Origin of the sequence: Thalassospira profundimaris (genome assembly GCF_003326795.1) — a bacterium.
In the GTDB taxonomy this organism is placed as follows: Bacteria; Pseudomonadota; Alphaproteobacteria; order Rhodospirillales; family Thalassospiraceae; genus Thalassospira; species Thalassospira profundimaris_C.
The window spans coordinates 166,199-188,446 of the sequence record NZ_JPWI01000008.1 but is presented as its reverse complement, the minus strand read 5'-3'; the positions used below and the strand labels follow the sequence as shown (position 1 = coordinate 188,446).

Below are 22,248 nucleotides of genomic sequence, written 5' to 3'. Positions count from 1 at the left end.
ACCCATTGATTCCATAGATATTTTATCACGCTCCCTGATCCTGCATCCCTGCAGAAAATCAGGAGTTCTGGAATCAGGGTCAGAGACATTATATCGCGCACGATTTAATTACAAGCGATTTAATTGCATGCCTGGTATCTCCATTTTTATATCGCACACGATTTAATTGTATGCGATACATAATTCACCGAAACGACACACCGCCCGGTCACCGGGCCTTCTCAAAGGAACAGACCCATGAGCCCATTCAAAACCAAAGTTGCCGCAGCTGCATTTTCTGGCGTACTGGCACTCTCGACGGCGATTGCATCTTCGGCTGCCTTTGCTGAACCGGTTCTCGAACCGGCCACCCAGAACTTCATCAATGTCCTTGAAGCATCCGGCGGCCCGGCGATCTACACCCTGACACCAACTGAAGCCCGCAACGTTCTGGCCGGTGCACAATCCGGCAAAATTGCCAAACCGGCTGTTGATATCACCGACACCGTCTTTGCCGTCGGCCCGACCGGCCAGACCAATGTACGCATCATCCGCCCGGCGGGTAATCAGCAACGTCTCCCGGTGATCGTGTATTTCCACGGCGCAGGCTGGGTGATGGGGGACAAGGGAACCCACGACCGACTGGTCCGTGAACTTGCGGTTCGCGCCAATGCCGCCCTGGTCTTTGTCGATTATGAACGGTCACCCGAACACCGCTACCCGGTCGCCATCGAACAGGATTATGCGGTGACCAAATATGTCGCCGAACATGCCGAACAGCTGAATGTCGATCCAACCCGTCTGGCGATTGCCGGTGACAGTGTCGGGGGCAACATGACCGCCGTAGTCTCGTTGCTGGCACAGGAACGCAAAGGTCCGGCGATCACCGCACAGGTCCTGTTCTATCCGGTGACGGACGCGAACTTTGATAACGGATCCTACACCAGCTTTGCCAACGGCCCGTGGTTGACCCGGCCTGCCATGGAATGGTTCTGGAACCAGTATCTGCCCGAAGGCATTGACCGTACTGATCCGAAAATAACGCCGATCCATGCGACACAAGATCAGCTTGCCGGTCAGGCCCCTGCCCTTGTGATCACGGCTGAAAACGATGTGCTGCGTGATGAAGGCGAAGCCTATGCCCGCAAATTGTCGCAGGCTGGCGTTGATGTCACGGTCACCCGCTATAACGGCACGATCCATGATTTTGTGATGCTCAATGCCCTTGCTGACACCCCGGCCGCCAAAGCAGCAATCGCCCAGGCCGGTCAGTATCTGCACAACGCCCTTCACGGTGAATGATCACAAAACTTTCATACTCTCTTTCGGGTAGGCGCGGTTGCGCCTGCCCACCCCCGGCGACATATGGAAAAGACAGCCGGGTAATCACCGAAACCAAACCATTGATCAAACAAAGGATGAAAACCATGTCTGTTGATGTCAAATACACCGCACAAGCTTCTGCAACCGGTGGCCGCGATGGTCGCGCCAAAACCGCTGATGGTTCGCTTGATGTCAAGCTGACCACGCCAAAGGAACTTGGTGGTGCAGGTGGCGACGGCAACAACCCCGAACAGTTGTTTGCCATGGGTTACTCGGCCTGTTTCATCGGTGCGATGAAGTTCGTTTCTTCCCAGGGTGGCCCGAAAGTTCCGGCTGATGTTTCTGTCACTGCCGATGTCGGTATCGGCCCGCGTTCTGCCGGTGGATTTGGTCTTGCTGTGACCCTGACCATCTCGCTTCCGGGCCTTGACAAGGCCGAGGCCGAGAAACTGGTCGAAGAAGCGCACAAGATCTGCCCGTATTCGAACGCAACGCGCGGCAATGTCGAAGTAACTTCGGTGATTGCCTGATTTTATCAGTTCCCCCCCTGCTGGTCAGCAGCCCCCATTTGCTGATCGGCATTCAAAGGCCCGGTGTTACCCCGCACCGGGCCTTTTCTTTGTTTTTCAGGTCGTCGTTCATTAAACTGTTGCCGATCGGGTTGTGGGCGCCGATGATCCACCTCGTCACAATAAATATTCAGAAAATCGGGAACTTATCATGTCCAAGCAGCTTACCCTTGTTGTCTATTCGCGCGCCAAACCGGGCATGGAGGAAGAACTGGGCAAGCGGCTTCTGGCCCTTGTCGAGCCGTCGCGCGCCGAAGAAGGCTGCATCAGCTATGACATGCACCAGTCGCAGGAAGATCCGGCCGTCTGGCTGGCCTATGAAAACTGGCGCTCCGAAGAAGACCTTGCCAGCCATTTTGAACAGCCTTATCTGCGCGCCTTTGCCGATACCAAGGACGAAGTCCTTGACGGCCCGCTTGATATTCGCAAATTCACGATCAAGTCATAACATCTGACCGGATCGGCTTTAAACCCGTGCTGTTTGCCCTTTTCCTTTCGGCCCTGACATCGGCAACCATTCTGCCCGGAACGTCCGAGGCGGCCCTTGGCGCAATGGTTGCTGCGGGCGATCATGCCATCTGGCTTCTGGTCGCCATCGCAACCCTTGGCAATGTGCTGGGCTCTATCATCAATTGGGGGCTTGGTCTTTATGTCGATCACTTCAAGGATCGCCGCTGGTTCCCGGTTTCGCCCGATGCACTGGATCGTGCGTCGCACTGGTTTGGCAAATACGGGCTTTGGTCACTCTTGCTTGCATGGCTTCCGGTTATTGGCGATCCGCTGACCCTTTTTGCAGGCGTCATGCGGGTTCGCTTCATACCGTTTTTGATCCTTGTCACCATTGGCAAGGCCGCACGCTATGCCATGATTGCCGGTGGCGCAGCTTGGCTTGGATCATTATTTTAACACCCGAAATCACGCCAAATATCTGAACATGTTTGATAATAAAAGTGCGACATGTTTCAAAATAATGTCAAAAAACCCACCAATGATTTAAATATAAAAATATAAATCAATTGTAATTGTGCGCCGATAATGTCTTCCTTTGGCACAACAGCTCTATGGAAAATGCATTTCATAGCCTGACCAAAAGGATCTTTATTATGCCAATGACAATCGCCACATGGGTTAAACCCGCAATCTGGGGCGGCGTTGTCGGTGCTGTCCTGATCACCATCGTCGGTTTCAGCACCGGCTCGGTCGTATCTGGCAGCACAGCCGAAAAGATGGCTGAAACCAGCAGCAAGGAATCTGTTATTGCCGCCATGGCGCCTGTTTGCGTTGCCCAGTTCAAGACGCTGACCCCGAACAATCAGATGGCGGAACTTGCCGCCCTGAAAGAGGAAAGCTCTTACAAGCGTGATGATTTCGTCATCGCCAAGGGTTGGGCAACCATGCCGGGCAGCGAAGAGCCGCGCAATGACATTGCCCAGCGCTGTGCATCGCTTCTGATGGACATGACCAAAAGCTGATTGGTCCATCTCCGGGCCCGTCACGGCCTTTGGCCAAAACGGCAAATGAACCAAATCAAAAAACCGCAACCGGCATCACATCCGGTTGCGGTTTTTTTTGCAAAAATCGTCCCCGCCTTCCTCTGAAGGTCAATTTTGTTCAATAAAGCCCGCATCCGTCATGGCAGGCTTGGAACAAGGAAAAGCCCCACAGAGGAAACCAAACGCATGCTCCCCTTTAGCGCAACCATGAGCCTGTATCTTTCGATGGCAAGCTTTGCGCTTGCCGCCTCGATCACCCCCGGCCCGGTCAATATTCTTGTCCTGAGCTCGGGCGTTCAGTTCGGTTTCCGGCCCTCGCTCCGCCTTGTTTTCGGGGCCACTGCCGGATTTTGCCTGCTTTTGTTGTTGATCGGGCTTGGCCTGCATCAGTTGCTTGAAACCTTTCCGCAACTGACCACCCTCATCCAGTGGGCGGGTGTTGCTTTTCTGTTATTCATGGCCTGGAAGCTGTTTTCATCAAATGGTGAACTTGGCAAAAGCGATGCCGGTTCCGGCCCCTCCGTCATGACCGGGGCGGTGATGCAATGGCTAAACCCCAAGGCATGGCTGGCCTCGATCGCCGGGATGGGGGCCTATGCCTCATCCGGGGCACCGACCCTGATCTGGGAATTCACTGCGATCTATTTCGTCATCTGTTTTGCGGCGATCGCATGCTGGGCCTATGCCGGGGCGTTTTTATCGCGTTTTCTGGGCGAACCATCGCGCATCCGCATGTTTAACCGGGCGATGGCCATATTGCTGGCCGCCAGTGCGATCTATCTGATTTTGGGATAACCCCCACACCTTGCTCCCCCTGCAAACCTGCAAATATCAAGGTGTGAACTTCAAGGCGGATCATTGTATCCGCCTTTCTTTTTACCCGGATCTCAGGCGGCCTTGCCGCGCGCATATTGCCGTGGCGTCGTCGCCATCAGGCGTTTGAAAATGCGCTGAAAATGCGCCTGATCGGCAAAGCCGGTTTCAAGCGCCACATCAACGATCTTTTCCCCGCGCCGCAATGCATGACGGGCGCGCTGGACCCGGCAATTTATCAGATAGGCATAGGGCGTCATGCCAAAGGTTTTTTTGAAAGCCCGCACCAGATAGGACCGCGAATAACCAACCAGTCCGGCCAGTGCATCAAGACTGATATTCTCGTCATAATGCGTGCGGATATAATCGGCGACCCGGATCATTTTCCGGTCATTGACCGAACCGATCCCGCCATCGAGATCACCGCGCAGATCAAGCTGCACATGCAAATCGCCAAAGAACGACACCATGGCGGTTTCCTTGCCCAGCACATCAATATCCGGATTGATCAGCGTATCGGCAAGATCGGCCAGCCCGTTATAAAGCCTTGGATTGTGGCTGATCGTATCGGAAAACATCGCAAATTTTCCGGCCGCATCGGCATCAATTTCGATCTGCAGATCCAGAAGCCAGCCCGGATCGACAAACAGCATGTCATAACACCAGTCCGCCCCCTTGACCGGGTTGCAGCCATGCACATCCTCAGGATTCAGGATCACCACCGAACCGGCTTGCGTTTCATGGGTCTTGCCGCGGTTCCAATAGGTGCTGTGACCACCATTCACCGTGCCAATCGAAAAGGTATCGTGGCTATGGCGCTCATAACAGACAGCATGCCCGTCCGCCACGCGCCTGAGCTCGACAAACGGCAACGCGTCGTCACGCCAGAAATGCTGGTTGCGGGTATTCGGGGCTGCCATTCGGTACGGTCATCTTGTGGTGATTGTCAAACTTGATAATTTCAAAGATAGGTCAATTTCCCCGGTAGCGCCACTGTCGCTGTCTGCTTATAGTGCCCCAAATGTTCGATGATCGTTCCGAAGAAGCCACACCGCGTTTTATGCCGCCCAATGCGCCAGTCATGGTCGTTGGATTGCGTCATGCTGTGTTTCTGTCGCCAGATGGCGAGATCGAGGAACTCCCGCACGGGGCTGCCGCCAAAAAGGCACGTTCAACCCGTCCCATTCTGGTGCATACCCCGGCCTGCGCGCGGCGTCTGAAATCCGATCCGTTTCCGGCCCATGACCTGCTCGAACTGTTTGCCTTTGTCCGCCCGGCACAGTTTTGCGTGCCGACCCCGCGTGGCATCGCGTTGGCAACGGGTCAAAAGCCCGCCGATGACCTGATCGGTCAGGCCGAGGCACTGGCAGAAGCCATGAAGCGGCTTTTGCAGGAACTGGCCACCCTTCATCGTAACAAGCGCGGCCCGGCTCTTTCGGTTGCATGGCCGATGGCCCGCGGACATTGGCCGTGGGGTGTTTCGGTTCTGGCTGCTCTTGGTGCGGATGGCGACGGCCCGCATCGTTATGCGGTCTATGAAGGGCTTAAGGTCTGGAAAAAGCTTGGCGAATGGGCCGAACATGCGCCGCCACCGCCGCCCGCCAATTATCCGGTTGATCCCAAGGATGCCCGCAAGCGCCTGAAAGAACTTCTGGGCGAAGGGGCCGAAGAACGCCCGCAACAGGCCGATTATGCCTCATCGGTCTGTTCGGCCTTTGGCCCGCGTCTGCATGATGGTGCGCCCAATATTGTCTTGGCCGAGGCCGGAACAGGCACCGGCAAGACGCTGGGTTACGTGGCACCAGCATCGCTTTGGGCCCAGAAAAATGACGGCGCGGTCTGGATTTCGACCTATACCCGCAACCTGCAACGCCAGATCGATCAGGAACTTGACCGGCTTTATGATGACCCCAAGGACAAACGCCTTAAGGCCGTGGTCCGCAAGGGTCGCGAAAACTATTTCTGCCTGCTGAATTTCGAAGAAGCGCAGCGCCCGTTAAACCAGCAACCGCACCAAGCCACCCCGCTTGGCCTGATTGCGCGTTGGGCATCCCATACCCGCGATGGCGATATGGTCGGCGGTGATTTCCCCGCCTGGCTGACCGAATTGCTGGGTAACCGCTTCACCGGCGCATTGGCCGATCAGCGCGGCGAATGCATCTATGCTGCCTGCCCGCATTATTCGAAATGCTTTATCGAAAAGACCGTACGCCGCGCCCGTTCGGCCGAGATCGTTGTTGCCAACCATGCCCTTGTCATGGTGCAGGCGGCCTTGGGCGGGCTTGATGACAGCTCGATGCCGACCCGTTACGTCTTTGACGAAGGCCATCATTTGTTTGATGCCGCCGATAAGGCATTTTCATCCCACCTGACCGGGATGGAGGGGCAGGAATTGCGCCGCTGGCTGCTTGGGGCCGAGCAAAAGGGGTCATCGCGTGCGCGTGGTTTGAAACAGCGGCTTGAAACCCTGATCCTTGATCGCGATGAACTGCGCGATGCGGTCAATGCGGTGATTGTTGCCGCCCAATGCCTTCCGGAACAGGGATGGCTTTCGCGCATTCATGACGGATCGCAACATGCCAAGGGCCCGGCGGAAACCTTCCTTGCCCATGTGCGTGCGCAGGTCATGGCACGCTCCGCCGAAGGTGATCGCGGATATTCCATCGAGACCGATTGCAAACCGGCGCTGAACGAAGTCCTTGCCAGTGCAGCCGATCTTGATCGCGCGCTTGAGGCCATGGAAAAACCGGCCAAGTCGCTGATCAAGATCATCGCCCATATGCTCGATGAAAAGGCTGATGAGCTTGAAAGTGCGGAGCGTCAGCGCCTTGATGCTGCCATCAGATCCCTTGAACGCCGGGCGATCATGCAGGTCGCGGCATGGCGTGAAATGCTGGCATCATTAGTCGAGGAAACACCCAAAACCTTTGTCGACTGGTTTGCGATTGAACGGCAGTTTGGCCGGGATTTTGATGTTGGCATGCATCGCCATTACCTTGATCCGACCTTGCCGCTGACATCGGCATTGGCCCCCACCGCCCATGGCATGGTGGTGACGTCCGCCACCCTGCGCGATGGCACCGGGGACGAGGATTTTGACTGGGCCGTGGCCGAGGACCGCACGGGGGCCGCCCACATGCCGCTTCCGGCCATCCGGGCGGCGATGAAAAGCCCCTATAATTACCGCGAACAGACCCGTGTTTTCATCGTCAATGATCTGGGCCGGGATAACCCGGACCATATTGCTGCGGCCTATCGCGAACTGTTTCTGGCGTCCGGTGGCGGTGCGCTTGGCCTGTTTACCGCGATCACCCGTCTGCGTGCGATTTATGAACGCCTGACCGGACCGATGGATGATGCGGGTCTGCAATTACTCGCCCAGCATATTGACGGCATGGATGTCTCAACACTCATCGATATTTTCCGGGTTGAACGCGATGCCTGTTTGCTGGGTACGGATGCCGTGCGTGACGGCGTTGATGTACCGGGCGACAGTTTGCGCCTGATCGTCTTTGACCGCGTGCCATGGCCCCGCCCCGATATTCTCCACCGTGCCCGTAAATCCGCATTCCACGGTGCGCGTTATGACGACATGCTCACGCGCCTTCGGATGAAACAGGCCTTTGGCCGCCTTGTGCGTCGTGCCGAAGATCGCGGTGTGTTTGTTCTGCTTGATAACCGCATGCCGTCACGGCTTCTGGGCGCCTTCCCCGAAGACGTCGAAGTCCAGCGGGTTGGGTTGCGCGAGGCGATTGAACAGACGCGGATCTTCCTTGGCAACGACCAGAGCAACGAAAAATGATCGGCTGCCTGCCTGCCTTTGTCGTGCCGGATTTCCGCGACAAGACCTGCTAAACTTTTAAGGCGCAGGGTGTTCTTTGGAACGGCAAAAAGGATGGATCATGCATGTCATGCTGATGACCTATGGGACGCGCGGCGATGTGCAGCCCTTTGTCGCGTTGGGGCGTGGACTGATCCAAAAGGGGCATCGGGTCACCGTCGCCGCCCCGGAACGCTTTGCCGGTTTTATCACCGATCATGATCTTGAATTCGCAGCCCTGACCGATGCGCTGATTGCGCTTATGGATGACCCGCAATTTGCCGATGCGTCTGATCCGAAGGCATCGGCCTTGGCGAAACTGAGATCGTTATTTGCCATCGGCAAAAAGGCGCGTGGTCTTCAGGACAGGCTGCTTGATGGCATTTTCCGCGCGATAGATCAGGCCAAGCCCGACGTCATCGTTTTTCATCCGAAAACCTTTGGCGCGCTGCCGATTGGCAGGCATTTCGGTATCCCGGTTGTGATGGCGCAACTGATCCCGTCCTTTATCCCGACCGGCGATTATCCGCATATGGGCGTTCCCGATCTTGGCCCAAGAGGTGTGTTGGGCCGCTGGTATAACCGCGTGACCGGCACGCTGATATATAGGCTTTTGAACGCGACACTGCGTCGGCAAGTTCACAGATGGGCCGCACGACGCCAAAACGGGATCAATGCCAACTCTTTGGACATCCTTCAGTCTTGTAAGTCCGGTACGCTGCCCATGATCCACGCCTTTGGCAACGCTGTGATCAATCGCCCCACAGACTGGCCGACACACGCAACTGTCACTGGATACTGGTTTCTGGACGGGGGCGCACAAACAAACCTGCCTGATCCGGCATTAAAAAGCTTTGTCGAACGTCACGAAAACCTGATATATATCGGTTTCGGGTCAATGCACGGCAATGATCCGACCGCGATGGCAGAGATGATTGTTAAGGCCGTCTCACAAGCCGGTGTGAGCGCTATCATTGCAACCGGCTGGGGCGGCATGGGCGACATTGACTGGCCATCCAACATCCTTGCGGTCCGCGAAGTTCCCCATGACTGGCTGTTCCCGAAAGTCGATCTCGTCATTCATCATGGCGGGGCTGGCACCTGTGCCGCAGCACTGCGCGCCGGTCGCCCGTCGATCATCATTCCGTTTTTCGGTGATCAACCTTTCTGGGCAAAGCGCCTGCACGGGCTTGGCGTTGCGCCATGCCCGATCAAGCCTGCAAAACTTGATGCCGCGATCCTGGCCCATCAGATCAAAACGGTCCTTGAAACGCCGGCCTATCGCAACAACGCCGAACGCGTCGCAAGCAAGATCGCCGATGAAGACGGCATCGCGAATGCCATTGCCGAAATCACGCGCGCGGTTAACCACTAACACTTTCCGAATACTGTTAGCTGGACCGCAAACTTGGCGTCTCAGGCGTTTGGCTGCTCTACCATATCGGCATCAATATCATGCGCGATTGCCAGTCTGAGCGCATTGAGGATCGCGATGATATCAATGCCTTCCTGCAACAGCGCACCCGCAACAGGCGTGATGTAGCCAGCCGCGGCAAAGCCCATGGCGACGATGGATAGCACCATGCCACCAATCACGCTTTGCAAAAGAATGCGACGCATCGCCATGCTGATGTGAAGGAGCTCGTCCACCGTGACCAGCGATGCTTCGGGGATCACGGCACCGGCGGCATCCGCCGTGACCGCACTTTCCTTGCCAAAGGCAATGCCGACGGTGGCAACAGCCAGTGCCGGGGCATCGTTGATGCCATCGCCCATGAACAGTGTCGGGGCCTTGGCGGCCTCGGCCCGGACGATGGCGACTTTCTGTTCCGGGCTTTGTGATGCCAGACTTTCGGAAATACCCAGCAGTTCCGAAAGGTAGCTGACCTCGCTTTCGCGGTCGCCTGACAGCAACATCACCTTTTTGAAATGATGGATGTCGCCCAGATGCCCGACGAAGCTTTCACCTTCGGCGCGCGGTGTGTCGCGGAACCGGAATGTCGCGCCATATTGGCCATTGATCAGCACCACACATTCAAGCCCCGCCGTGGTGTCGGGCAGAAGCTTTGCCATCTCGGGATCGGATTTCATAAGCTTGTTGCGGTGGGTGACCACCACTTCATGGCCATCAACCTGCCCGCTTAATCCCTGTCCGGGTTTTTCCGAGGCACGAGAAACTTCATCAAGCGGCAGCTTGCGGAGCTTGGCGGCCTTAAGCACCGCGGATGCCAGCGGATGCTTGGAATAGCGTTCCAGCCCCGCTGTCAGGCGCAGGACAAAATCCCCCTCAAACCCGGCGCCGGGCACGACATCGACCAGCTCCGGCCGCCCATAGGTCAGTGTCCCGGTCTTGTCAAAAATCGCGGTCTGGCAGGTCGGCAGGCGTTCCAGCACCGTCGGGTCGCGAATGACGATGCCGCGCCGGGCAGCAATGGAAATCGCACTCATTACCGTGATCGGAATGGCAATCAGAAGCGGACAGGGTGTTGCCACCACCAGCACGGCCAGAAAGCGTGATGAGTCCCCGCTCAGATACCCGACAAGAATGGCAAAGATCAGGGCGGCGGGCGCAAACCATGCACCGATCTGATCACCAAGACGGCGGATGCGCGGGCGTTTTTGTTCGGCCTCGGCCATCACATCCATGATCTGGGCATAACGGGAATCGCGTGCGCGTTTTTCCGCCCGGATGATCAGGACCGCCTCGCCATTGATCGCACCCGATAACACCGCCGTTCCCGGTGCCTTGGCCACCACATAGGGCTCGCCGGTCAGATAGCTTTCATCCATCGAGCCATGACCATCGACAACGGTGCCATCGACCGGGGCTGTTTCATGGGGAAAGACCGCGATCAGATCATTGATCTGAACATCATCAAGGGCAATGTCGGTAATATCGCCCCCGGCTTCCTTGCGATGCGCGACACTGGGCATGCGACGCGCAAGGGCATTGAGTGCCGAGGATGCCTTGCGCATGGCAAAGCTTTCCAGAACCTGCCCGCCAGTCAGCATCAGGATGATCAGGCTGGCCGCCAGATATTCACCGAGCCACACACCGGTCACAAAGGCAATGGCAGCCAGAAAATCCGCACCCATTTCGCGCCTGAGCAACTTGATGGCAAGCTGGCCGAGGATCGGCACGCCCCCGATCACAAACAGTGCCAAAAGCGGGATATCTGCGGCCTGATACGCACCGACCCTGTGAGGCCCCGCCCAAAGCAGCACAAAATGCGTCCCCATGGCGACCAGTGTCGCAATCAGGATCACACGATTAAGGACAGGTGTCGAAAGCCTGTCATCTATCCGGGCAAGAAAATCTTCAAAAGCCTGTGCTGCCATGGTCAAATCCCGAATGTGGTTCTGCGATCATGCCATGAATGCACGCCGCTACGCAGCCCCGCCTGAACAATACGGTCACCACAGGCCTTTGGGGTGTCAAAGACGCGAAACCTTGCCCATCGCAACCGAAACCATCAGATAGCTGAAACCCGATGACAGCAAATTGATGCCCAGCAACAGGCCAATTGCCCAGCTGGCAGAACTTGGCAATTCGGCGAAAATCAGGACACCGGCAAGGATGGCAACACCGCCCGAAAACAGCATCCATTTCCAGCCGGGAAACTGGCTGAGCCGTGAGGCCATCACGATTTCAAGCAGGCCCTGCAGGATAAAGGCAATGGCAAGCAACACCGTCAGGGTCACGATCCCGGCCAGCGGAAAGAATGCCAGCCAGCCACCAATCACACCAAAAATGATGCCCTGAACAACATCAACAGATCGCCGGGTGGGCGTATCGGCATTCCAGGCGCCATAGAAATGACCAAGCGCGCCGATAATGAACAACCAGCCAATGATGGTTTTAAACGCAATCGTCGTTGCCAATGGGAAAGCCACAGCCAGAACACCAAGGATCAGCATGATCACGCCAACATTGCGCAGCCGCTTGCGGCCCTTGTCGAGAAGTCCGCGCATTTCCGGGGTACCGTCATTTACGACCTGGGTCATGGATTTGCTCCTGTGTGAGTGCGGATGGCATCAACAAATCTCAACCCAAAATAGTTCATTTTGTTCCGACTGAATACAAAAGTTTATGAGTTGCAATATGTTGGACCATCATCCCCAATCAGATCACAGATATTCTTGCGCCCTTTTCATGACGCTTTTAAAAAAATCCCGACAAAAAATCTGCCCGCGAACCATCGGCCCGAACGCACAAACCACGGGTTACCTGCGATCACGGGATTTGTTTGAATCATTATAAAGAAATTCTGATAACTGGTTCACAATTGCAGGCTTTGACAGGGCGCTTTCAAAGGGCTATTGAAAACCCGTATCTTTCCAATCTGGATAGAAGCCGTGTCAGTTACCCGAAAACATATTCCGGTCATTCGACGCACACTGTCACTCCTTGTCGGATGGCTGTTGCTGGTTAATGGCATGATGTTCGGGTTCATGCACGCCCCTGTTGCCCTTGCTGCGGTTCCGACCAGCACGACGGCATCCGAAGTTACCTATGTTCCCCTGATTATCTGTACGGCCAACGGCATCAAGACCATTTCCGTCCCGGCCGAGGTCGCAAATGATGGTGCCACCGCCCCGCACAGTTCGAACGCCTATGAGGGCTTTCAATGTGCGAGTTGCGGACTTGGCAATCATGCTGTCGGCATGCCGGTCGAGCCGGAACTTCCAGATGTTCAGCGGGTCAAGCTTTCCAATCAGGTCACAGCCCTTCACATCACGGCACGTCTGCACGACTTTTGCCCGATTGCAGCATCCCCGCGCGCACCGCCCGCTTTGATCTGATTTTGTTTCCGCGGTTTTCGGCATTTTACGCCATCACTGTATCTTCACGCCCGGAATCCGTCTGAAAACAATGTGCAGCGCCCATCCAATCGGGCCATCCCGGATGCCATGCCGGGCCTAACGACTGGTGTCGATACGCGACCCCGCATTTGCCGCGTATCCTGAATTTGCCAATGGGGGACAACCCATGAACAAACAAGACGCCTTGAAAATTATGGAAATACTCGCCGAGCCATCGGCCCTTAACCTGCCGGCCGATGCCAGCATCGGTCATCATGCCGAAGATCAGAGCTATATCTATCTTCTGGCAAACGGCCTTGCCCTTCGCTGCAAATATACCGAAGACGGCGAAAGACAGGTCTGCCGGGTTTACCGCCCCGGCGATGTGATCGGACTTGAAATGCTTGCGGTCTGTGATCCGACCCTGGTGATCGAAACCATTGCGCCTTCGATCATCAAGCGGATCCCGATCAAACGGTTGCAAGAAACCCAGCAGCACGATCGCCAGACTCAAATGGCGGTCATGAGCCTGCTTGCGACCGAAGTCATGGATGCCCAGCAGCTTAAAATAAGCTTTGGCACCGGATCGGCCATGCGCCGCATTTGCCGGTTCCTGCTTTGGGCATCGCACAAGGATCAGGTCGCCCTGCCCAACCGTGAAAAGCTTGGCAATATCATTGCAACCACGACCGAAACGGCCAGTCGCATGATTGCCAATCTCAAACGTGAAGGAGCCATTTCCAAAAGTCCGGCCCTGCCCACGGTCATGCAGATCAACCGGGCAAAGCTTTGTGCCGGGGCTGGCGAAGCCCGGCAACAATCCGCCGCCTGATCAAAGATCGGTGCAAACATGAAAAAAGGTGTGTGGCGGTTATCCCCATGCACCTTTTTCAATTTCGATATTCTGCGGTCACGCGCGCGCTGCTTAATGCACGGCATTCCCGGTCAGCGGGAAATGCGTTGGCGCAGTTTTGTTGGATTTCAGCAAGGCTTCCATGTCACTCGCCGAGACAGGCTTGCTGAAATAGAATCCCTGTACCTCGTCCACGCCCTCGGACGCGATATGTTCAAGCTGGGTTTCGGTTTCAATACCCTCGACATTCACAGCCATCCCGAACGAACGCGCCAGGAACACCACCGCACGGACAATCGCGGCATTGCCATCGGAACTGTCGATATCAATGATAAAGGACCGGTCGATCTTGATCTTGTCGACTGGGAAGCGTTTCAGATAGGCCAGCGACGAATAGCCGGTGCCGAAATCGTCAATCGCAATCCGGATGCCCTGATTACGCAGAATGCCAAGGGTAATGGCCGCCTCGCGCGGGTTGTCCATCACCGCACCTTCGGTGACCTCGAACTGCAATTGACGCGGATTAAGGCCCGAACGCGCCAGGACTTCGCCGACACTTTCAATCAGGTCTTCGTGGCGCGCCAGTTCAAGCGGCGACAGGTTGACCGAAATCGTCAGCTCCCCGAACCCCTCATCGCGCCAGATCTTGGTTTGTTCACAGGCACGGTTCAAAACCCATTTGCCGATATCGCCAATGATGCCCATGCGTTCGGCAACCGGGATGAAATCAACCGGACTGACGGGGCCACGTGACGGACTGAACCAGCGAACAAGGGCCTCCATGCCGATGATACGATGCCCACCCATTTCAATGATCGGCTGATAGAACAGTTCCAGCTCGTCATTTTCAATCGCGTGGCTAAGATCGCGTTCCATCGCCTTGCGTTCCTGAACCTCGACCTGCAATTTCGGCTCAAAGAAATGATACCGGTTGCGGCCTTCGGCCTTGGAACAATAAAGCGCAAGATCGGCATTGCGCAGAAGGTCCTTTTCATCGCGACCATCCTGCGGATACATGCAAATCCCGACCGAGGTCGATGCCTGAACCTCGTTGCCATCAAGCATGAAGCGTTCAGAAACGCGTTCAATCAGGCGCTGGGCAACGAATGTGACTTCCTCGACCGATCCGGGTTCATGGATCAGAACGGCAAATTCATCCCCGCCCAGACGGGCGACCACATCCTCGTTGCGCAGACAAACGCGCATGCGTTCCCCTACCCCCTGTAAGAGTAGGTCACCGATGGGGTGGCCGAGTGTGTCGTTGATGTCTTTAAAGTTATCCAGATCAAACATCATCAGGACAAAATTGCGGCGTTCGCGTTTGGATCGTTCGACCGCGGCAGCCAGTCGCTCCTGAAACAGCGTGCGATTGGGAAGACCGGTCAAGCCGTCATGATGGGCAAGGAACTGAATGCGGGCTTCGCTGCGCTTGCGGTCGGTAATGTCGGTAATCGATCCTTCGATCAGGTGGGGACGCCCCTTCTCGTCGCGGACCAGACGGGCATTTTCCTCGACCCAGATGATCTTACCGTCACTGCGGCGCAGCTCTGTTTCAAAGCCCTGCACAATTCCATCGCGTAACAAACGCCCCGTAAGGCGCAGGCGACTTACGGGGTTCAGGTAATGATGTTGAAGTTCGTCATTTTGCAACATCAACTCATCAACGGACTCATAGCCCAAAATCGAAACGAATGCCGGATTGGCGGACAGAACCGGCCCCATAGGCCTGCTTTGATAAAGCCCCTCGGCAGAGTTTTCAAAGATACCGCGGAATTTCTCTTCGGCGTGGCGAAGCGCACGCTCGACCGCCAGTTTCTCGGTTACGTCCTGGCCGATACAGATCACACCGGCCACGTCGCCATCTTCACCGAAATGCGCGCGGGCATTCCATTGCAACAGGCGGACTTCACCATCACGGCGCTTGAACGAGAAAACCTCATCCTTGATGATTTCACCGGAAAGCAGACGACGTACCGCCATACGCACCCGCGCACGGTCACTTTCAATCAGCAGGAAATCAAAAAAGTTCTGACCGGCGGCCTCCATCCAGGAATAGCCAAAGGTCCATTCGCATTCACGGTTATATTCAAGAATGCGTCCCTCGGCATCGAGGAACATGATCACGCTGCCTGCGGTCTGAACCAGTGCGCGATAGCGTTCCTGACGCCGGCGCAGGTCATATTCCGCCTGACGGCTTTTGGTGATGTCGGTCATCGTGACGCTATAGCCAAGCAACCCGCCGCCTTCGCCACGGATTTCGGTCGCATTCAGGCGAACCCAGATCTGACTGCCGTCCGAACGGCGCATTTCGATATCGCGCGCATGGACCCCAATACCTGTTGCCAGATCACGGCGCAGCTGCACACGATCACTGTCCTGGGCATAGAATGTCTCGGGATGGCGCAGATAGGCCTGCATGACTTCGCGCACACTGTCATAATTAAACAGGGCTGCGGTTTCTTCGTTTACATGGGTGATCGTGCCATCGGCACTCAGTTCAATAATCCCGTGCACCGCATGTTCAAGCGCGCGGCGATAACTTTCCTCGCGCGTGCGTTCCTGTGCAAACAGGACGACAAATTCGGCACCGAAAAGCGGCATGCATTGCCACTGGAAGAAACGCTGTCCGTAATGAACCGTGCGTGAATTTTCTTCGTCAAATTGCGGACCATTCTGATCAACAAGGGAACGCTGATCCACCGGATGGGCCAATGCGAACGGGCTTGCAAAGCCCATCTCAAGGGCCAGCTGTTCGGCCGCGCGGTTCGCACATCGCATTGCGCCATCGCGTTCGAATATCAGAACCGGTTGTGGCGATATCAGGCTGCCCATGCCTGATGACACATCGTCATCCATCACCATCAGGCGGATATAGTCAACTCCACGAATGCTCAGCTTCCAGCCAAACAGCACATGGTCTGCGCCGCCAACTGCAAGAGTACGGCTGTGATATCCGCTATTCTGAAGAATTTCGTCCGCAAGTTCCGGTAGCAGATCCGACAAGCTGCCGAGATCATCAATCTCGTACCACCGGGACTCTTCGATGTCCTGATCAAACCAGGGAACCCATAACGCATTGACAAGCAGACACTTTCGGACAGGATCAAACAATCCAGCCGGCATACGCAGGTGGCTGATCAATGCCGCCAGTGTGTTGGCGGAATTGATTGCGTTGATGTCTCCCATATCCGCTTTAATCGTCATTTTCGTTATCGCTGCGAGACCATAACTGCTACCCCATGCACTGCAAAGGCTATTTTTCCCCAAAGAGAGTAAGCAGCCACTTTATGTCGCTATTATTTTGAACCGGCTTAATTTTTTTTAGATTGCCTGAATCACGCACATCTTTCGATGCATTTTTTTACCCCGCGTGACCGACTTGAACAGATTGTGTCAGATTTCCCTACGTAATCATTAAAATCCAAAAAATTTAATCGGTTAACTGTTGCCCGCTGATTGTTATCAGAATACCATTCCTCCGCCTAATGGTTGTCACAGTGTAATGCGACGAACGTCAACGGTCTGCACAGACACGATTCTGATAATCATACTGGAAAGGAGTAACCAACGTGATTTCGCATCAGGACGCCTTGATCTACACAATGGTTATGGTTTCGGCCGCCGATAATGACATTACGGATGCCGAGCTTTCCGCTATGGGACGCCGGGTACGGTATCTTCCGATTTTTGCCGGATTTGACAATGACGGTGTCACCAGTGTGGCCCGCGATTGTGCAAGCCTGCTTGGCGAAGAAGACGGCATGGACCGCGCACTGACCATGATCCGCGATGCCCTGCCGCGCAAATTGCGTGAAACCGCCTATGTCTTTGCCTGCGAAATTGTTCTGTCTGACAGTGAAATCAGTCAGGAAGAACTTCGTATCCTTGAACTTCTGCGCCACCGGCTTGATATCGACCGTCTTGTCGGCGCGGCAATTGAACGTGCCATGGCTGCCCGCTATGTTCGCCCCGGTGATTTCTAGGGGTCGGGCATTGTGGCAACACGCGTCAGACGACATATGTCTGGCATGACGAAACAAAGCAGAATTCATCAGCAAAACCCGAAACAACGAGGCCGTGTCTGACACAAATTGTGGTGTACCAAGCGCATTTCGGGCAAGTTCCCCTTGAAATCGCAGCTTTCATCAACGCCACAATGTGATATGGCCTAGCCACAAGAATCACCGCATACGTGCCATTCGGCGCGCGTGGGGTTGCGTATCGACCGATCCGTTGTCGTTCACCGCCACAAAAGGGACCGCTGTCATGACTGCTCTTTCCGGGGAAAATATCGCCTTTATCGGACTTGGACTGATGGGGCGCCCGATGGCGCTCAATCTTGAAAAGGCCGGAGCGATCCTGACGGTCAATACCCGCAATCCAGAAACGCTCAATGCCTTTGAAGATCTTGGCATTGCAACGGCAGGCACCCCCGCAGACGCCGCCGCCGAGGCCGATATTGTCATCATCTGCGTTGCCAATACGCCCGCCCTTGAAAATGTGCTGCTCGGCGAGGACGGCGTCATTGACGGCATGGAAGAAGGCACGATTGTCATTGATATGGGCACCACCGCCGTTGATGCGACACGCCGCTTTGCCGATGCGGTCGAGGATGCCGGTGGCCGCTGGATTGATGCCCCGGTTTCGGGTGGCACGCATGGAGCTGAAAACGGCACGCTTTCGATCATGGTCGGCGCCGACAAGCAGGATTTCGAACGCGCGCATCGGGTGTTTGATGTTCTGGGCGCACGCGTCACCCATGTCGGCGATGTAACGTCGGGCCAGATCGCCAAGGCCGCCAACCAGATGATTGTCGGCATCACCATCGGTGCGGTTGCCGAAGCCTTCTCGATGGCCGATGAGGCAGGTGTTGATCTTGACAAGCTGCGCTCGGCCCTGACCGGCGGATTTGCAGATTCTGCAATCTTGCAAAAGCATGGCGAACGCATGATCGAGCGCAATTTCGAACCGGGCGGCAAGGTTGTCACCCAGCGCAAGGACCTCTATCAGGCACTTGAATTTTCCGAAGGTGAACTTGGTCTTGAACTGCCCTTCTCGCGGCTCGCGCTGGAGCTTTATGACGAAGTCATCGCCATGGGCGGTGGCGAACTTGACCATTCCGCACTGATCAAAGTCTATGAAGAAGACTGACCAGCAAGATGTCGAACTGACATCGGTTCTGACATGCCCGGAATGTGGCCATGTCGAAACCGAAACCATGCCAACCGATGCCTGCCAGTATTTTTATGACTGTAAGGGATGCGGGGCGGTACTGCGCCCGCTTGCCGGGGATTGCTGTGTATTTTGTTCTTACGGCACGGTCCCCTGCCCGCCGGTTCAGCTTGATGGCAAGAATGCTTCCTGTTGTGGCGGCAATGGCACCACGAAGGCGGACCAGGCGGAAATCCCCTAACGATCAGCCTGGCTTGTGCTTTCCAAACCGGTATAGATACAACCGGTCCGGACCGGATTTCATCGGCACTTCGCCAAAGGCCTGCCAGCCGGGAATGGAAAAGGCGCGTGAAATGACAATCGCGCCATCGCGCATCCGTTCTGACAGGACATCGCCGACATCGGCCATGACGCGCGGATCCAGAAAACAGATCACAACATCGCCCGGATCACGGTCAAGCTTGCGAAAGTCCCCCCGGATCAGCGTCAGGTTCGGCTTGGCAGCCAAGACCGCCCGCATCCGGCTGATCGCATAGGGCACCGGGGACAGTTCGATCCCGGTTACACTGATCCCGGGACGCGCACGGGCAATGGCAAAGGTCAAATCCCCCCACCCCGATCCGAAATCGGTGACGGTTGTGACGTCAGCCGGGATATAGGCAATGATTTCATCAGCCGCCGCGGACAATGTCGGCATGGGAACCGAACGCAGCCAAACGGCATAAGCCGCAATCAGACCCAGAATGATAACGACGAAAACAAGTACCGATAAATCAGTCATAAGCCCGCTAAATATGTTAGTGTCCGGGTGAATTCAGTCTTTAGTCCTGCCACACGGTGGCCCCCAAATCCAGAAGATACCAGCATGCATAACGAAGACACGGAAACCCGCATCACTGAACTTGAAACCCAGCTCGCACACATGGATTCCGTGGTAAGCGACCTTTCAGACATGATCAAATCCCAGTGGGATCGTATTGATCTTCTGGAACGCCAGAATAAATTAATGTCTGCTGATATTAAACGGATGATCGATTTTCTGCGTACAGCACCAGAAGACGATGCTCCGCCTCCGCACTACTGATCGTCTGAAAGACCCGTAAAGACCTGCGGCACCAGCACCAGATTGCGAGTAGGACGTGACCAACCTGTATCTTGATATTCCGGTATTTGACGACTTCGCCAGAGTACTCGATGGCGATGTATATCATCGACTGCCTGACGACTGGTGGGTAGGCACATCCGATATCGTCGGATCAACCAGGGCGATTGCCGCCGGGCGGTTCAAGGATGTGAATATGGTTGGCGCATCCGTGATCTGTGCGGTCAGCAACGCATTGGGCCATTCCGATTATCCCTTTATCTTTGGCGGTGACGGCGCGAGCTTTGCCTGCCCGCCTGACCGGATCGAGGATGTGCGGGCGGCCCTGGCTGCGACCGCCACCTGGGCGCGCGAAACCCTTGATTTTGACCTGCGCGTTGCGCTGGCCCGGATTTCCGATATTCGTGCCACCGGACGCGATATCCGGGTTGCGCGCTATGCCGTCTCGCACCCGGTTTCCTATGCCATGTTCAGTGGTCGGGGCCTTAAATGGGCCGAAGATCGCATGAAGGCAGGCGACAATATCGTGGCCCCGGCCCCGGCCGGGACGCGTCCGGATCTGACCGGGCTCTCGTGCCGCTGGTCGCCGATCAAGGCCAAAGGCGATGATCACATCCTGTCGATCATTGTTCAGCCGACCGATGACCGCGCCAAATTTGATACGGTTGTCAAACATCTGTTTGAACTTCTTGACGATGCTCCACGCAAAAGCAGCCCGATCCCGGCCAAGGGGCCTGATTTTGCCTTTCCCCCGCCGGGGCTCAAACTTGAAGCCATTGCCACCGAACATCAGGAAGGCGGATATTTCAAGGCCTGGTTCAAGGCGTTCTATATCTCGCTGATTGCGCTTGTCCTGATGAAAACCGGATGGAAGCTTGGCGACTTTGACCCCAAGCGCTATCGCGATTTCACCGGCAATAACACCGACTTTCGAAAGTTCGGTGACGGTCTCTGGATGACGGTGAATTGCAGCGCGGATCGCAGCGCAGAGATCGAGGAATATTTGCATGCGGCCGAACAGCGCGGCGACATCCTGTTTGGCACCCATCATCAACGCAGTGCGATCATGACCTGTATCGTGCCCTCGATCACCAATGACGCGCATTTCCATTTCCTTGATGGGGGCGAAGGCGGCTATACCGCCGCCGCTGCTGCCTACAAGGCCAAGATCGGTGCAATCGGGACGAACCAAACCCCAGCCACATAGCCTTGACATGCGCAAAACGCATCAATGATACGGTGCCAATAGATTCATTGCATGACGTCTTGAAATGTCTGACACTGTCCTGATCCCTGACAGATCAGGACACGGATGATGGATACCCGCGAACTCGAAGCCCTGATTGCCGTCGCAGATGCGCAATCCTTTCACGGTGCCGCCGACAAGCTTGGCCTGACACAGCCCGCCGTGACACGCCGCATTCAGCGTCTTGAAGACCGTATTGGCACATCGCTGTTTGACCGGTCGACCAAACCGTTGCAACCAACCCCTGCCGGTCACCGCGCACTTACCGAGGCCCGAGATCTTTTGCGCCGCCTTGACGGGTTTACCGACGCCATTTCCGGCGATACCAGACGACAGGGCCCCTTCCGGCTTGGCGTCAGTCATGGTTCGGCACCGCTTCTGACCGCACCGGAACTGCGCGAACTTCATCAATCCTTTCCCGATATATCGCTGTCCATCAAAAGCGGCTGGTCAAGTGAACTTCTACCGCTTCTGCGACGTGGCGAGATTGATGCCATGCTTTCGCTTGATGGCCCCAATGGCATTGTCGGCGGCATTCAGACCCGCGACCTTCCGGCAAGTCTGGTCCCTCAAAGGCTGCTGGATGATCATATTGTTGCCATCGGTCCGAAATCGGCCCGCCATCACCCGACAAGCATTACCGAACTTGCCAGACATCCGATGGTCCTGATGCCCGAAGGCTGTACTTTCCGTGCCCTTGGCAATGCCTGGGCGCGCAAGAATGGTGTCGAATTCAATTCCGTGCTTGAAGTCTCCGCCCTTGAATTGCAGATCGAAATGGTCGCGGCCGGGGCCGGATATGGCATCATGGCACGGCGCTTTTGCATGCATAGCCCGGCCAGCGATCGCATCCGGATCCTTGATATTCCCGGCATGAACTGGGATATGGCCATCACCCTGATCCGGCGCACCTCAAGCGGTGATCTTAATGATATCATTGATAAAATCGGAGATATCGTGATCCGGGCTGGCGAAATGTCAAACCCCGATCATGCGCAAATGTTATCAGCATCATAATTCGAATGAATTGGACGCATGACCGCAATGCGCCCACTATCGCCACCAACATACTCAT

Annotated in this window: 21 protein-coding genes; 16 read left to right on the top strand and 5 right to left on the bottom strand. The window is 55.8% G+C overall.

The window, feature by feature from the left end:
* Positions 1 to 237 precede the first annotated feature (237 nt).
* From TH30_RS13615 to TH30_RS13590, 6 genes are all read left to right on the top strand, one after another.
* Positions 238 to 1,281, top strand: a complete 1,044-nt coding sequence (locus tag TH30_RS13615; RefSeq protein ID WP_114098633.1) for an alpha/beta hydrolase — start codon at positions 238 to 240, stop codon at positions 1,279 to 1,281.
* Between the two features lie 125 nt (positions 1,282 to 1,406).
* On the top strand, positions 1,407 to 1,832 hold the full coding sequence (locus tag TH30_RS13610) for an organic hydroperoxide resistance protein (RefSeq protein WP_114098686.1): 426 nt from the start codon (positions 1,407 to 1,409) through the stop codon (positions 1,830 to 1,832).
* A gap of 190 nt (positions 1,833 to 2,022) precedes the next feature.
* On the top strand, positions 2,023 to 2,319 hold the full coding sequence (locus tag TH30_RS13605; RefSeq protein ID WP_114098632.1) for a putative quinol monooxygenase: 297 nt from the start codon (positions 2,023 to 2,025) through the stop codon (positions 2,317 to 2,319).
* A gap of 26 nt (positions 2,320 to 2,345) precedes the next feature.
* The gene (locus tag TH30_RS13600) at positions 2,346 to 2,777 is read left to right on the top strand and encodes a YqaA family protein (RefSeq protein WP_114098631.1); all 432 of its coding nucleotides are present in this window, start codon (positions 2,346 to 2,348) and stop codon (positions 2,775 to 2,777) included.
* Between the two features lie 197 nt (positions 2,778 to 2,974).
* A complete protein-coding gene (locus tag TH30_RS13595; protein ID WP_220150320.1) occupies positions 2,975 to 3,343 on the top strand; it encodes a hypothetical protein in 369 nt (122 codons plus the stop codon).
* A gap of 207 nt (positions 3,344 to 3,550) precedes the next feature.
* Complete coding sequence (locus TH30_RS13590; RefSeq protein ID WP_220150319.1) at positions 3,551 to 4,159, top strand: LysE family translocator; 609 nt, start codon at positions 3,551 to 3,553, stop codon at positions 4,157 to 4,159.
* 92 nt (positions 4,160 to 4,251) lie between these two features.
* On the opposite strand, the gene TH30_RS13585 is transcribed toward TH30_RS13590, so the two are convergent.
* On the bottom strand, positions 4,252 to 5,097 hold the full coding sequence (locus tag TH30_RS13585; protein ID WP_114098629.1) for an AraC family transcriptional regulator: 846 nt from the start codon (positions 5,095 to 5,097) through the stop codon (positions 4,252 to 4,254).
* Between the two features lie 101 nt (positions 5,098 to 5,198).
* Between TH30_RS13585 and TH30_RS13580 the strand changes: the two genes are divergently transcribed.
* Together TH30_RS13580 and TH30_RS13575 are read left to right on the top strand one after the other, a co-directional pair.
* On the top strand, positions 5,199 to 7,979 hold the full coding sequence (locus TH30_RS13580) for an ATP-dependent DNA helicase (RefSeq protein ID WP_114098628.1): 2,781 nt from the start codon (positions 5,199 to 5,201) through the stop codon (positions 7,977 to 7,979).
* Positions 7,980 to 8,079: 100 nt separating this feature from the next.
* Positions 8,080 to 9,372 (top strand): glycosyltransferase, encoded by a 1,293-nt coding sequence (locus TH30_RS13575; RefSeq protein ID WP_114098627.1) that lies wholly within the window; start codon positions 8,080 to 8,082, stop codon positions 9,370 to 9,372.
* Positions 9,373 to 9,413: 41 nt separating this feature from the next.
* Here TH30_RS13575 and TH30_RS13570 read toward each other — a convergent pair whose 3' ends face one another.
* Positions 9,414 to 11,336, bottom strand: a complete 1,923-nt coding sequence (locus TH30_RS13570; RefSeq protein WP_114098626.1) for a heavy metal translocating P-type ATPase — start codon at positions 11,334 to 11,336, stop codon at positions 9,414 to 9,416.
* A gap of 96 nt (positions 11,337 to 11,432) precedes the next feature.
* A complete protein-coding gene (locus TH30_RS13565; protein WP_114098625.1) occupies positions 11,433 to 12,002 on the bottom strand; it encodes an HdeD family acid-resistance protein in 570 nt (189 codons plus the stop codon).
* A gap of 351 nt (positions 12,003 to 12,353) precedes the next feature.
* Here TH30_RS13565 and TH30_RS13560 point away from each other — a divergent pair, with 351 nt between their 5' ends.
* Positions 12,354 to 12,800, top strand: coding sequence for a DUF2946 family protein (locus tag TH30_RS13560; protein WP_258548727.1), 447 nt, complete (start codon positions 12,354 to 12,356; stop codon positions 12,798 to 12,800).
* A gap of 187 nt (positions 12,801 to 12,987) precedes the next feature.
* Positions 12,988 to 13,632: a Crp/Fnr family transcriptional regulator gene (locus tag TH30_RS13555; RefSeq protein WP_114098624.1), complete on the top strand. Its 645-nt coding sequence runs from the start codon at positions 12,988 to 12,990 to the stop codon at positions 13,630 to 13,632.
* A gap of 93 nt (positions 13,633 to 13,725) precedes the next feature.
* On the opposite strand, the gene TH30_RS13550 is transcribed toward TH30_RS13555, so the two are convergent.
* Positions 13,726 to 16,857 (bottom strand): sensor domain-containing protein, encoded by a 3,132-nt coding sequence (locus TH30_RS13550; RefSeq protein WP_258548726.1) that lies wholly within the window; start codon positions 16,855 to 16,857, stop codon positions 13,726 to 13,728.
* Between the two features lie 365 nt (positions 16,858 to 17,222).
* Between TH30_RS13550 and TH30_RS13545 the strand changes: the two genes are divergently transcribed.
* The 3 genes from TH30_RS13545 (at position 17,223) to TH30_RS13535 (ending at position 19,066) form a co-directional block, all read left to right on the top strand.
* On the top strand, positions 17,223 to 17,636 hold the full coding sequence (locus TH30_RS13545) for a tellurite resistance TerB family protein (protein WP_114098623.1): 414 nt from the start codon (positions 17,223 to 17,225) through the stop codon (positions 17,634 to 17,636).
* Positions 17,637 to 17,919: 283 nt separating this feature from the next.
* The gene (locus tag TH30_RS13540; protein WP_114098682.1) at positions 17,920 to 18,804 is read left to right on the top strand and encodes an NAD(P)-dependent oxidoreductase; all 885 of its coding nucleotides are present in this window, start codon (positions 17,920 to 17,922) and stop codon (positions 18,802 to 18,804) included.
* The gene (locus TH30_RS13535) at positions 18,791 to 19,066 is read left to right on the top strand and encodes a GDCCVxC domain-containing (seleno)protein (protein ID WP_114098622.1); all 276 of its coding nucleotides are present in this window, start codon (positions 18,791 to 18,793) and stop codon (positions 19,064 to 19,066) included. The genes TH30_RS13540 and TH30_RS13535 overlap by 14 nt, the downstream gene beginning before the upstream one ends.
* A gap of 3 nt (positions 19,067 to 19,069) precedes the next feature.
* On the opposite strand, the gene TH30_RS13530 is transcribed toward TH30_RS13535, so the two are convergent.
* Positions 19,070 to 19,606: a class I SAM-dependent methyltransferase gene (locus TH30_RS13530; RefSeq protein WP_114098621.1), complete on the bottom strand. Its 537-nt coding sequence runs from the start codon at positions 19,604 to 19,606 to the stop codon at positions 19,070 to 19,072.
* Positions 19,607 to 19,690: 84 nt separating this feature from the next.
* Between TH30_RS13530 and TH30_RS13525 the strand changes: the two genes are divergently transcribed.
* The 3 genes from TH30_RS13525 (at position 19,691) to TH30_RS13515 (ending at position 22,190) form a co-directional block, all read left to right on the top strand.
* Positions 19,691 to 19,909, top strand: a complete 219-nt coding sequence (locus TH30_RS13525) for a SlyX family protein (protein WP_114098620.1) — start codon at positions 19,691 to 19,693, stop codon at positions 19,907 to 19,909.
* 55 nt (positions 19,910 to 19,964) lie between these two features.
* Entirely contained in the window at positions 19,965 to 21,134 is a 1,170-nt protein-coding gene (locus TH30_RS13520; RefSeq protein WP_114098619.1) for a DUF3095 domain-containing protein, read from the top strand.
* Between the two features lie 108 nt (positions 21,135 to 21,242).
* Positions 21,243 to 22,190 carry a LysR family transcriptional regulator gene (locus TH30_RS13515; protein WP_114098618.1) on the top strand — a complete coding sequence of 316 codons (948 nt, stop codon included), beginning with the start codon at positions 21,243 to 21,245 and terminating at the stop codon, positions 22,188 to 22,190.
* The last annotated feature ends 58 nt before the right edge of the window (positions 22,191 to 22,248 follow it).